Annotated in this window: 9 protein-coding genes, 1 pseudogene and 1 riboswitch; of the genes and pseudogenes, 4 read left to right on the top strand and 6 right to left on the bottom strand. The window is 73.1% G+C overall.

From position 1 onward, the window contains the following. Positions 1-152: pseudogene (locus IF651_RS17845) on the top strand (ATP-dependent Clp protease ATP-binding subunit ClpX); the annotation flags it as partial. Between the two features lie 10 nt (positions 153-162). Here IF651_RS17845 and IF651_RS13455 read toward each other — a convergent pair. Beyond that, on the bottom strand, positions 163-1,446 hold the full coding sequence (locus tag IF651_RS13455) for an amidohydrolase (RefSeq protein ID WP_191829634.1): 1,284 nt from the start codon (positions 1,444-1,446) through the stop codon (positions 163-165). A 202-nt stretch (positions 1,447-1,648) separates the two neighbouring features. Between IF651_RS13455 and IF651_RS13450 the strand changes: the two genes are divergently transcribed. The 3 genes from IF651_RS13450 (at position 1,649) to IF651_RS13440 (ending at position 5,159) form a co-directional block, all read left to right on the top strand. Next, positions 1,649-2,026, top strand: coding sequence for a hypothetical protein (locus tag IF651_RS13450; protein WP_191829633.1), 378 nt, complete (start codon positions 1,649-1,651; stop codon positions 2,024-2,026). Beyond that, positions 2,023-2,904: an NAD-dependent epimerase/dehydratase family protein gene (locus tag IF651_RS13445; protein ID WP_191829632.1), complete on the top strand. Its 882-nt coding sequence runs from the start codon at positions 2,023-2,025 to the stop codon at positions 2,902-2,904. The genes IF651_RS13450 and IF651_RS13445 overlap by 4 nt, the downstream gene beginning before the upstream one ends. A gap of 152 nt (positions 2,905-3,056) precedes the next feature. Then, positions 3,057-5,159 carry a glycosyl hydrolase family 28-related protein gene (locus IF651_RS13440; RefSeq protein ID WP_191829631.1) on the top strand — a complete coding sequence of 701 codons (2,103 nt, stop codon included), beginning with the start codon at positions 3,057-3,059 and terminating at the stop codon, positions 5,157-5,159. 366 nt (positions 5,160-5,525) lie between these two features. Here the strand turns inward: IF651_RS13440 and IF651_RS13435 are convergent, their stop codons facing one another. From IF651_RS13435 to gcvP, 5 genes are all read right to left on the bottom strand, one after another. Beyond that, complete coding sequence (locus IF651_RS13435; protein WP_191829630.1) at positions 5,526-5,954, bottom strand: NUDIX domain-containing protein; 429 nt, start codon at positions 5,952-5,954, stop codon at positions 5,526-5,528. A 58-nt stretch (positions 5,955-6,012) separates the two neighbouring features. Next, the gene (locus tag IF651_RS13430) at positions 6,013-6,267 is read right to left on the bottom strand and encodes a LuxR C-terminal-related transcriptional regulator (RefSeq protein WP_191829629.1); all 255 of its coding nucleotides are present in this window, start codon (positions 6,265-6,267) and stop codon (positions 6,013-6,015) included. A 303-nt stretch (positions 6,268-6,570) separates the two neighbouring features. Then, on the bottom strand, positions 6,571-6,960 hold the full coding sequence (gene gcvH, locus IF651_RS13425) for a glycine cleavage system protein GcvH (protein ID WP_191829628.1): 390 nt from the start codon (positions 6,958-6,960) through the stop codon (positions 6,571-6,573). 52 nt (positions 6,961-7,012) lie between these two features. After that, positions 7,013-8,203 (bottom strand): glycine cleavage system aminomethyltransferase GcvT, encoded by a 1,191-nt coding sequence (gcvT, locus tag IF651_RS13420; protein WP_191829627.1) that lies wholly within the window; start codon positions 8,201-8,203, stop codon positions 7,013-7,015. A gap of 28 nt (positions 8,204-8,231) precedes the next feature. Continuing rightward, complete coding sequence (gcvP, locus tag IF651_RS13415; RefSeq protein ID WP_422110488.1) at positions 8,232-11,117, bottom strand: aminomethyl-transferring glycine dehydrogenase; 2,886 nt, start codon at positions 11,115-11,117, stop codon at positions 8,232-8,234. Positions 11,118-11,406: 289 nt separating this feature from the next. Continuing rightward, a riboswitch (glycine riboswitch) is annotated at positions 11,407-11,510 on the bottom strand. Positions 11,511-11,529 lie beyond the last annotated feature (19 nt).

The raw sequence follows: 11,529 nt of genomic DNA, 5'->3' as shown, positions 1-11,529 counted from the left end.
TGCTGCAGCAGGTGATGTTCGACGTGCCGTCGCGTGATGACGTGGAGCGGGTCGTGATCTCGCGCGAGGTCGTGCTGGACAACGTCAATCCCACGATCGTGCCGCGCAGCACCGGTGCACGGTCGCGTGCACCACGCGAGAAGTCCGCCTGACCACGAAGGCTCAGGCCAGCCACTCCCGCGCCGCGGCGACGAGGAGCGCGACGCCCAGGTCGAGCGTCGGCTCGGGCACGGGAGCGAAGAACGGCGAGTGGTTGGGTGCGACGCCGTCGGGCAGGTTCCCCATGCCCGTCGCGGCCGAGAGGTCGAAGTCCGCGAACAGCGAGGCGGGGAAGCCGCCGAGGTTCCAGTAGACGAGGGGGACGTCCGCCGCGGTCGCGAGGTCGCCCACGTCCTCCGACCCCGGGAGCGGTGGGAGCGAGATCACGACAGGCCGGCCACCGGCCGCCTCGATGAGCGACGACTGCTCGTCGAGCGTCCGCGCGAGCGCGGTGCGCGTACGAGCGGCGGCGTCCGGGTCGTTGACCATGAGGTGGAACGTCGAGACCTCCTCGTACTCGGGGACGGCGGGCGCACCGGACGCGGACGCCTCGGCGTCGACGATGCGGTGGATCGCGGCGAGCACGCGCTCCCGCACCGGCGCGGTGAACGACCGGACGTTGACCAGCAGCTCGGCCGAGTCCGAGATGATGTTGGCCTGCGTCCCCGCGCGCAGCGCGCCCACCGTGACGACGGCCGACTCCACCGCGCCGACCTCACGCGACACCACCCCCTGGAGCCGCATCACGGTCGCGGCGGCCATGACCACGGGGTCCACGGTCGACTCGGGGCTCGACCCGTGCCCGCCCTTGCCGTGCAGGGTCACCCGGAACGAGTCGGTCGCGGCCATCGCGGTCCCGGGCGTCAGGTTCACCACCCCGACCGGCAGCGGCATGACGTGCTGGCCGAGCACGACGTCGGGCGCGCCTCCCGTGCGCTCGAAGAGGCCGTTCGCGACCATCGCGCGGGCACCGCCGCCGACCTCCTCGGCGGGCTGGAAGACGACGACGAGCGTCCCCGACCACCTGTCGCGGTGCGCGGCAAGCTCGGCCGCGGCGCCGAGCAGGCACGTGACGTGCACGTCGTGCCCGCACGCGTGCATGGTCCCGGTCGCGTGCCCGTCCGGGGTCGTCGCCGTCTGCGTGGAGGCGTACGGCAGGCCGGTCCGCTCGATGACGGGCAGCCCGTCCATGTCGGCGCGGAGCAGGACGCGCGGACCCGCGCCGTTCGCCAGGACGCCCGCCACGCCCGTCACGCCGAGACCTTCGTGGACCTCGTACCCCCAGGCTCCCAGCCGGTCGGCGACGATGCCCGCGGTGCGGTGCTCGGTGAACGCGAGCTCCGGGTGGCGGTGCAGGTCGGTGTAGACGTCCGTGAGCTCGGCGGTGGTGAGCGGGGTCGCGGTCATGTCCGCATGATCGCGCGCCTCGCCCGCGACGACCACTCGACGTCAGGGACCGGTGCGCCGACGATGGCGGGGGCCCACGAAACGCTGCAGCGCCACGTCGAGGTCGCGCACGAGCGGGAGGTCAGTCGAGCCAGAGCGACGCCGAGGCCGTGTCCGTCGGCGGGCGCCGCTACGCTGCCGGGAGGATCGAGGAGGTGGGAGCGTGGAGGGCCAGTCCCAACGTCTCGCACGGCACGTCGCCGAGGTCGCCGATGCGTGGCTGCGCGACCCGCTCGACGCGGGCGTGTACCGACGTCTCGTCGACGCGACGCTGGCGTGGCGCGCCCACGAGGGCCTGCACGTCCCCGATCCTCCGTCCGCACCGGGGCCCGGAGCCACGGCCGACCACCTCTCGGCCGACGACCCCGCAGTGCTCGAGGTGGACGACGACGCACGCTTCCTGCGGCCCGACCGCGCACCTCGACGCCTGGACGGTGCCCTCGACGGCGTCGCGAGCATGCTCCGTGCGCGCGCGACGACCGCACAGGCCGCGGCCGACACGGCGACCACGGGCGACGACGGCCCGGACCCGCCCGCATGACGCGTGTCCTCGTCACGGGTGCCGACGGCACCATCGGCCGCGAGACCGTGCGCCACCTGGTGGCCCTCGGGTTCGCCGTGACCGCGCTCTCGAGATCGTTCGAGCACCCGTGCGTCGCCGACCGGATCGTCACGGGTGACGCGCGGTCGCCCGAGGACGTCGGCCGCGGTCTCGAGGGAGCGGACGGCGTCGTGCACCTGGCGGCGATCCCCCACCCGCGCCTCGGGACGCCCCTCGAGGTGTACGCGACCAACACGACCGCGACGTACGCGGTCCTGTCCCTCGCGGGCGAGCGCGGCGTGCGCCGCGTGGTGCTCGCGAGCAGCATCAACGCGTTCGGCGTGCCCATGAACCCGCACGACGTGGGGCCCGCCTACTACCCGCTCGACGAGGACGTCCCGGCGGACGTCGCCGACCCGTACTCGCTGTCCAAGCAGGCCGACGAGGCGGCGGCACGTGCGGCCTGGCGCCAGTGGGGCACGGGCGTCGTCGCGCTGCGGTTCCCGCTGACCCAGCAGCACGACCGGCTGCGCGAGATCGCGGCGGACGTCGCCCGGGACCCGGCCGTCATGGCACGCGAGGGCTGGGCCTACCTCGACGTACGCGACGCGGCCCGCGCGATCGAGGCGGCGCTGGTCGCGGAGCTCGACGGCGCGCACGTCGTCGGTCTCGCGGCCGACGACGTGCTGCTCGCGGTCCCGACCACCGAGCTCCTCGCCCGCTTCGCACCGGACGTCCCGCTGCGGTGGGCGGTGGGCCCGGACGACGCGCTCGTCGACACCCGACGGGCCCGGGAGGTGCTCGGCTTCCGCCCCCGCCACTCCGTCCACGCGTGCGCCGCAGGTGGGTCTGTGCAAGAACTCGACGATCTATCGTAATTTCGTCGCAGAACCTTGTGCTATCGCCTTGCGGCACCCTAGGGTTCACCACGAACGACCCTGCGCGGAGGTGCGACCCGCAGGGACCGGAGAGCCAGCACGCCCTCCGGCAGCACGGAGGCGCGCGCCTCCCGAGAGAAGACGGGTCAACGATGATTCGCAGCACAGACACACCTGCACCACGACGTCGCGCACGCCACGCCCGCGCCGCGGCAGCCACCGCCGTCGCGCTCGCGCTGGTCGCGACGACGGCGCCGTCGGCCCTCGCCCACGGCGGCCCGCGGCCCCCGGCCCCGCAGGCGACGGTGACGCGTGCCGGGCTCGACCCGGCCCTCGTCGCGGACCGCGGCGCCGACGTGCCCTTCCTGGAGCAGGAGGCGGAGAACGGCGTGACGACCGGGACGGTGATCGGCCCCGGCCGCGACGCGTACACGATCGAGGCGGAGGCCTCGGGCCGATCCGCGGTCCGCCTCGAGCCCGGGCAGCACGTCGAGCTCACGCTGCCCGCCGACACGAACGCGATCACGGTGCGCTACGCGCTCCCGGACGCGCCGACGGGCGGCGGGATCACCGCTCCCCTGGACGTCTCGGTCCTGCGGCACGGGACGAGGGTCGCGCTCGACCGCCGGATGACGCTCACGTCCGAGTACTCCTACCTGTACAACCAGTACCCGTTCTCGAACGACCCGACCGCCGGTCCCCTGCAGCCCGGCTGGTGGATGACCGAGTGCGCGTGCGTCCCTGCCGAGACCTCGCCCGCCCCCGAGTTCGACACCCCGTTCCGACCCATGAAGTTCTACGACGAGCAGCGTCTCCTGCTGGGTCGCACGTTCAAGGCCGGTGACACGATCCGTCTCACGATGCCGCGCCGCAGCAGCGCGGAGTGGACGGTGATCGACCTCCTCGACACCGAGAAGGTCGCGCCGCCGACGTTCCGGCTGCGCGCCGCCAACGCCCTCCTCTTCGGCGCCGACCCCACGGGCCGGCGCGACTCCGCCGACGCGCTCGACAGAGCCATCGCGTACGCCCAGAGGCGCGGCCTGGAGGTCTACGTCCCGCCGGGCATCTACCAGGTGAACCGGCACATCATGGTCGACGACGTCTCGATCCGTGGCGCCGGGAGCTGGTACACGATCTTCCGCGGCCAGGAGGTCGCGCTCGACGAGCCCGCGGCCGACGGGTCCGTGCACACCGGCGTCGGCTTCTACGGCAAGGACGCGGCCGACGGCGGCAGCCACGACGTGCACCTGCGCGACTTCGCGATCGTCGGCGACGTGCGCGAACGCATCGACACCGACCAGGTCAACGGGGTGGGCGGCGCTCTGAACGACTCGTCGGTCTCCGGGCTGTACATCCAGCACACCAAGGTCGGCATGTGGTTCGACGGGCCGATGGAGAACCTGACCGTCGAGGACAACGTGATCGTCGACCAGATCGCCGACGCCCTGAACTTCCACGGCGGCGTCACGGACTCCGTGGTGCGCGACAACTTCGTCCGGGGCACCGGCGACGACGGGCTCGCGATGTGGTCGGAGACGAACGCGAACGTGGGCAACACGTTCGAGCACAACACGGTCCAGTCGAACACCCTCGCGAACGGCATCGCGATCTACGGCGGCACGGACAACACCGTGGCGGCCAACCTCGTGGCCGACCCGGTGCGTGAGGGCAGCGGCCTGCACGTCGGGTCACGGTTCGGCGCGGAGCCGTTCGCCGGGACGCTCGATCTCATCGACAACACGACCGTCCGCGCGGGCACCTACGAGCTCAACTGGAACATCGGCCTCGGCGCGATCTGGTTCTACGCGCTCGACCGCGACATCGACGCCGACATCCACGTCACCGGGGACCACTACCTCGACAGCACGTACAACGCGATCATGCTCGTCTCGGACTGGGGCGTGAAGGACGACGTCGCGATCGAGGGCGTGGCGTTCAAGGACGTCCAGGTCGACGGGACGGGAACGTCCGTGGTCTCCGCCCGCGTGGCCGGCGGCGCGTCGTTCGAGAACGTCGACGCGCGCAACGTCGGCTGGGCGGGCGTCAACAACTGCGGGTCGTTCAACTTCCCCGCGGGGGGCACCGAGTTCACGCTCACCGACCTCGGCGGCAACGACGGCACGTCCCTCAGCCCCTGGGAGCCCGGGACCGTGAACTGGCTCGGCCGGTTCGTGCCCGACGCGCCCTCGTGCAACGACCGCCCGCCGGTCGTCGCTCCCCCGGCCCCGTCCTCGTGGGTCCAGCCGGTGGGCTGACACCGCTTGCCCGACGCCGGCCGCACCCTCTAGCCAAGAGCGAGCATCGAACGCTACCTTTCGGCGTTCTCAAACGCTACCTTTCGGCGAGCACCGAAGACCGCCCGGCGGCCCGGTACTCCCGTCCGATGCCTCTGCTCGGACCGGACGACGACGTCGCCGAGCACCTGGATCGCGTCCGCGACGGATCGCCGTGGCCGGGGTCTCGGGGTCCGGGAAGACGACGTGCGCGCGGTGGTCACGCTCGTGGTGCGGCTCGGCCTGCCGACGCGCGTCGCGATGCGGCAGGTGGTCGTGCGGACGGTACGTCGGTCGGTCACGCGCGAGGTGCTGTGGAACGGGAACGGGCGGAGGTGGAGCGCTGACTCAGACGGCTCCCCGCGACACCTGGCGCGTGAGCTCCTCGACGATGCGCACGTCGGCGTCGAGCCACGGGACGCTGAACCAGTCCCCCACCGGGAGCCACGCGAGCTCGTCGTGCTCCACGAGCGGCTGCGGCTCGCCCTCGACGACGCGTGCCAGCCACAGGCGCATGACGTGCCGGTCGGTGATGATCCACGCGCCGTCGTCGGGCCCGACGATCTCGTCACCCAGCTCGGCGACGACCCCCAGCTCCTCGTGCAGCTCGCGGTGCAGCGCCTGCGTGGGCGTCTCCCCCGGGTCGACCTTGCCGCCCGGGAACTCCCAGCGGCCAGCGAGGTGCAGCGGGCGCGAGCGGCGAGCCGACAGCAGACGTCGCGGTCCCGTCAGGTCGTCCACGATCGCCGCGGCGACGACGAGTCTGCGCGAGGTCATACGCGGAGTCTCGCACGGCCGCACGTCGCTCTGACGACGCACGCCGCTCCGGCCCGGGTCAGCGCATGCCGGCCTCACGAGCCCAGGCGACGGCCTCCGCCCGGGTCGAGACCCCGAGCTTGCGGTAGAGGCTCCGCACCTGTGACTTGACGGTGTTGCGGGTCACGAACAGCTTGGTCGCGACCTGCTCGAGGGTCACGTCCTCCGACAGGTTCGACAGCACGACCCGCTCGCGGCGCGTCAGGTGCGTCAGCGGGGTTGAGGTCACGGGCGTCGACTCGAACGTCGGGCGGACCAGCTCGATGGTGCTCATCATTCTCCTCCTGGTGCGTACCGTTCGCGCCATCCCCACGTGGCGGATCCGGTGTACTGCTACAAGGAGAGATGGACGAGCGTCCGATTCATGACGCGACTTTTCACCCTGAGTTTTCTGCGACGCGACCCCAGGTCCCCGAACGCGCCCGGCCCGTGCGCGACCGGAGGTGTCGTCGCAGGTCACAGCGGGGGTCCCGGTGACCACGCCCCTGGGGCGACGCGCGCGGGCCGCGCCGACCGAGAGGTCGACGCGGCCCGAGCACACCAGGAGACGCCGGTGTGATCCAGATCACCCGCGGTCTCAGCCGGTGACGGCTGCGTACTCCTCGGCGCTCAGCAGGTCACCGGTCGCCTCGACCGTCACCCGGAAGAGCCAGCCGTCGGTGTACGGGGACGAGTTCACGATCGCCGGGTCGTCGATCACCGCCTGGTTCACCTCGACGACCGTGCCGCTCACCGGGGAGTAGAGCTCCGAGACGGACTTGGTCGACTCGACCTCCCCGACGACCGTGCCGGCGCCGATCGTCGCGCCGACCTCGGGCAGCTCGAGGTAGACGATGTCCCCGAGCGCCTCGACCGCGGTCGCGGTGATGCCCACGGTGGCCGGCGACTGCGGGTCGACGATGTCGATCCACTCGTGCTCGGCGGTGTACTGGAGGTTCTCCGGGAACTGCGCGGTGGGACCGGCCATGGTTCTGCTCCTTGCGACGACGGGTCGGGACGGTCGGTCGGGCCGACCGGGGTCAGGACTGCTGGGGACGACGGTAGAACGGGAGCGGCACGACCACCACGGGTTCGACGCGGCCGCGCACGTCGACGCCCAGCTCCGTCCCCTCCGCCGAGAGCTCCGGGCTGACGTAGGCCATCGCGATCGGGTACCCGAGCGAGGGGGACGGCGCGCCCGACGTGACCGTGCCGACCCGGCGTGCCGGGCCTCCGGCCTCCGGGAGCACGACGCCGTAGCCCGCTCGGGCAGGGCGCCTGCCCGTGGCGCGCAGCCCGACCAGCACGCGCGACGGCGGCGAGACCTTGCGGGCCGCGAGCGCGTCCCGGCCGACGAACGGCACGGGCGTGCCGTCGTCGGACACCTTGTCGAGCTTCACGACCCGCCCGAGACCGGCCTCGAACGGGGTGGTCGTCGTGTCCAGCTCGTGCCCGTACAGCGGCATCCCTGCCTCGAGACGCAGCGAGTCGCGGGCGGCGAGGCCTGCGGGCGTGAGCCCGAGGGGCGCGCCCCCGGCGAGCAGCGTCCGCCAGAGCAGGGGGGCGACGCCGACCGGAACGAACAGTTCGAACCCGTCCTCGCCCGTGTACCCGGTCCGCGCGACGAGCGCGTCGACGCGCTCTCCCGCGACCTCGAACGACACGGCCGACGACGCGTAGTACCGCATCTCGCGGACCGTCGTCGCGTCGGCCCCGTCCGCGGGGTCGACGAGCGCGACGACGATCTCCTCCGCGCGCGGGCCCTGGACCGCGATCAGGGCGGTCTGCTCGCCCTGGTCCGCGACGACGGCGTCGAACGCGGCGGCACGTGCCACCAGCTCGCGCGCGACCAGCGCGGCGTTGCCCGCGTTGGCGACGACGAGGAAGCGGTCCTCGGCCAGCCGGTAGACGACGAGGTCGTCGAGGACGGACCCGTCCTCGGCGCAGAGCATCGTGTACCGCGCGCGGCCCGGTGCCACGGCGGAGAGGTTGCCGACGAGCGCGTGGTCCAGCGCCGCCGCGGCCTGGGGACCGCTGACCTCGATCTCCCCCATGTGGGACAGGTCGAACAGTCCCGCCGCCTCGCGCACGGCACGGTGCTCGGCGAGGTCGGAGGTGTAGCGCAGCGGCATCAGCCAGCCACCGAAGCCGGTGAGGGACGCGCCGAGGGCGAGGTGCTCGTCGTGCAGCGGGCCCTGACGGTCGGTCGGGTCGGTCGGGTCGGTCGTCATGTGCTCATCCTTCCTGTCCGTGCGGGCCTCAGGCCACCGGGGCGGCCGGCGGTGCGGGCACGTAGTCCTCGATCGGCGGGCACGAGCACACGAGGTTGCGGTCCCCGCGGGCGCCGTCGACGCGGCGCACCGGCGGCCAGTACTTCGACGCCCGGAGGCTCGCGACCGGGTACGCCGCGAGCTCGCGCGAGTAGGGCTTGTCCCAGACGTCCACGGTCAGGGCCCCCGCCGTGTGGGGCGCGCCGCGCAGCGGCGAGTCCTCGACCGACCAGCGCCCGGAGACGACTGCGTCGATCTCGCCGCGGATCGCGACCATCGCGTCGACGAACCGGTCCAGCTCCGCGAGGTCCTCGCTCTCGGTCGGCTCGACCATGAGCGTCCCGGGCACCGGGAACGACATGGTCGGGGCGTGGAACCCGTAGTCGGTGAGCCGCTTCGCGACGTCGTCGACGCTCACGCCCGTCTCGGCCGTGATCGCCCGCAGGTCGAGGATGCACTCGTGCGCGACGAGCCCGGCCGGTCCCGTGTAGAGGATCGGGAAGTGGTCGGCCAGGCGCGACGCGACGTAGTTCGCAGCCAGCACGGCCGTCTTGGTCGCCTCGGTCAGCCCGTCGGGCCCCATGAGGGCGACGTACGCCCACGAGATCGGCAGGATGCCGCCGGAGCCGTGGCGCGTCGCGGAGACGGGGGTCGGGTGCGGGCCCGGCGCGGCCGCCGTCGACGCCAGCGGGTCGCCCGGCAGGAACGGCACGAGGTGCTCGGCGACCGCGACCGGCCCGACGCCGGGGCCTCCCCCGCCGTGCGGGATGCAGAAGGTCTTGTGCAGGTTCAGGTGGGAGACGTCACCCCCGAACTCGCCCGGTCGGGCCAGCCCGACGAGGGCGTTGAGGTTGGCGCCGTCGACGTACACCTGGCCACCTGCCTCGTGTACCAGGTCGCAGACCTCGGTGACGTGCTCCTCGTACACGCCGTGCGTCGACGGGTAGGTGATCATGATGGCCGCGACGCGCGGGCCGTGGTCCGCGAGCTTGGCGCGCAGGTCGTCGAGCAGGATCTCGCCGTCCGGCGCTGTCGCGACGACGTCGACCGTGAGGCCGGCCATCGCGGCGGACGCCGCGTTCGTCCCGTGCGCGGAGGCCGGGATGAGGCAGACGTCGCGCTCCGCGTCACCGCGCGACACGTGGTAGTCGCGGATGGCGAGCAGCCCGGCGAACTCGCCCTGCGAGCCCGCGTTGGGCTGCACCGAGACCCCCGCGTAGCCCGTGATCTCGGCCAGCGCGCCCTCCAGCCCGTCGATCAGCTCGGCGTAGCCCAGCGCCTGGTCGGCGGGCACGTACGGGTGCAGGTCCGCGAAGCCCGGCCAGGAGATCGCCTCCATCTCCGCGGTGGCGTTGAGCTTCATCGTGCACGACCCGAGCGGGATCATCGTCCGGTCGAGCGCGAGGTCCTTGTCCGAGAGGCGGCGCAGGTAGCGCAGCATCGAGGTCTCGGACCGGTGCAGGTGGAAGATCGGGTGCTGCAGGAACGCGGACTCGCGCACGGCCCAGGGCGGGAGCCCGGTCGCGGTCGGCAGCAGTCCCGCGGCCGTCGGTCCGTCGTCCCGCGCGGCCGGCGCCCCGGCACCGAACGCTGCCAGCACCGCGCTGACGGTCGCGAGGGTCGTGGTCTCGTCGCACGCGACCTGGACGTGGTCGGCGTCGGGCGCGTAGAGGTTGATCCCCGCCGCCGCGGCGGCCGCGACGACCGCGGCGGCCCGGCCCGGGACGGCGGCGCGGACGGTGTCGAAGAAGACGTCGTGCTCGACCGGCGTCCCCGCCGCCCGGAGGCCGTCCGCGACGGCGACCGCGTGCGCGTGCGTGCGCTCGGCGATCGCCCGCAGCCCGTCCGGGCCGTGGTAGACCGCGTACATCGACGCGACGATCGCCAGCAGCGCCTGCGCCGTGCAGATGTTGCTCGTCGCCTTCTCGCGACGGATGTGCTGCTCGCGCGTCTGCAGCGCGAGGCGGTACGCCGTGTCACCGTCCGCGTCGATCGAGACCCCCACGAGACGGCCCGGCAGGGACCGCTCCAGGCCCTTGCGCACGGCCATGAACGCTGCGTGCGGTCCGCCGTAGAACAACGGGACGCCGAAGCGCTGGGCCGAGCCCACGGAGACGTCGGCGCCGAGCTCGCCGGGCGGGACGAGCATCGTCAGGGCGAGCAGGTCGGCGGCGACCGTGACCAGCGCACCGCGCTCCTTCGCCTCCGCGACGACCGGCCTCCAGTCCACGACGCGACCCGACGCCCCGCTCTGCTGCACGACGACACCGACCAGGGCCGCGTCGTCGGGCACGCCGGCCGGGAACGTTCCCGCGGCGCGCGCCGCGTCGAGGCCCGCGGCGAGACCGCCCGAGAGGTCCGCGACGACCACGGGCAGGCCGACGGCGTCCGCCCGGCCCCGGGTGACCGCGAGGGTCTGGGGGAACAGGTCCGCGTCGAGCACGACGTATCCCGACTTCGCACGCGACGCGCGCCACATGAGCGCGACCGCCTCGGCGACGGCGGTCGCCTCGTCGAGCAGGGACGCGTTGGCGACGTCGAGTCCCGTGAGGTCTTCCACGACCTGCTGGAAGTTCAGCAGCGCCTCGAGGCGGCCCTGCGAGATCTCGGGCTGGTACGGCGTGTACGCGGTGTACCAGGCGGGCGACTCGAGCACGTTGCGGCGGATGACCGGCGGGGTGATCGTCCCGTAGTAGCCGAGCCCGATCATCTGCGTCTTGACGACGTTCTTCGCGGCGAGCCCGCGCAGCGCCCCCAGGACCTCGGTCTCGGTGCGCGCGGCGGGCAGGTCGAGCGGCCGGTCGGACCGGATCGACGCGGGCACCGCGGCGTCGACGAGCGCGTCCAGGGTGTCGTACCCGAGCTGGTCGAGCATCGTCTGGACCTCGCGACCGCGCGGCCCGACGTGGCGGGGCGCGAAGGCGCCGGTGGCGGCGGCGTGCGGGGTGGTGGGGTCGAGCTGGGTCACGGGGACCTCCGGTGGAGGGGACGACGACGGGCCCCTCCCCGCTCTGTCATCGGACGCGCACACGTCCACCTGAGAGTTTTGCCGGTCCGCCGTTGCGCTCACGAGGAGCGACGGGGCGCGCCGACTTGCACCGTCGGTGGGCCCGACCCGCGACACCCGACGGGCCTCGACGGGAAGGACCGCTTTCCAGAGTTGCCTCGCCTCGACGGTACGGGGGCCTGAGAGATTCCCGGGGAGGGTTTGCTCCTTCGGCGCCGGGCGGTCACGAGGACCGTGGCCGGACTCTCCCGTCGAAGTTCTGGCGGCGATCAAGCATCAC

Origin of the sequence: Cellulosimicrobium arenosum, assembly GCF_014837295.1 — a bacterium.
In the GTDB taxonomy this organism is placed as follows: Bacteria; Actinomycetota; Actinomycetes; order Actinomycetales; family Cellulomonadaceae; genus Cellulosimicrobium; species Cellulosimicrobium arenosum.
The sequence above is the reverse complement of the archived record's forward strand: the minus strand, read 5'-3'. Positions and strand labels throughout refer to the sequence as shown.

Excerpts from the sequence above, each read along its gene's own strand:
- IF651_RS13430 (WP_191829629.1), bottom strand. The coding sequence starts at position 6,267 with ATGAGCACCATCGAGCTGGTCCGCCCGACGTTCGAGTCGACGCCCGTG.
- IF651_RS13435 (WP_191829630.1), bottom strand. The coding sequence starts at position 5,954 with ATGACCTCGCGCAGACTCGTCGTCGCCGCGGCGATCGTGGACGACCTG.
- gcvH (WP_191829628.1), bottom strand. The coding sequence starts at position 6,960 with ATGGCCGGTCCCACCGCGCAGTTCCCGGAGAACCTCCAGTACACCGCC.
- IF651_RS13445 (WP_191829632.1), top strand. The coding sequence starts at position 2,023 with ATGACGCGTGTCCTCGTCACGGGTGCCGACGGCACCATCGGCCGCGAG.
- gcvT (WP_191829627.1), bottom strand. The coding sequence starts at position 8,203 with ATGACGACCGACCCGACCGACCCGACCGACCGTCAGGGCCCGCTGCAC.
- gcvP (WP_422110488.1), bottom strand. The coding sequence starts at position 11,117 with ATGCTCGACCAGCTCGGGTACGACACCCTGGACGCGCTCGTCGACGCC.
- IF651_RS13440 (WP_191829631.1), top strand. The coding sequence starts at position 3,057 with ATGATTCGCAGCACAGACACACCTGCACCACGACGTCGCGCACGCCAC.
- IF651_RS13455 (WP_191829634.1), bottom strand. The coding sequence starts at position 1,446 with ATGACCGCGACCCCGCTCACCACCGCCGAGCTCACGGACGTCTACACC.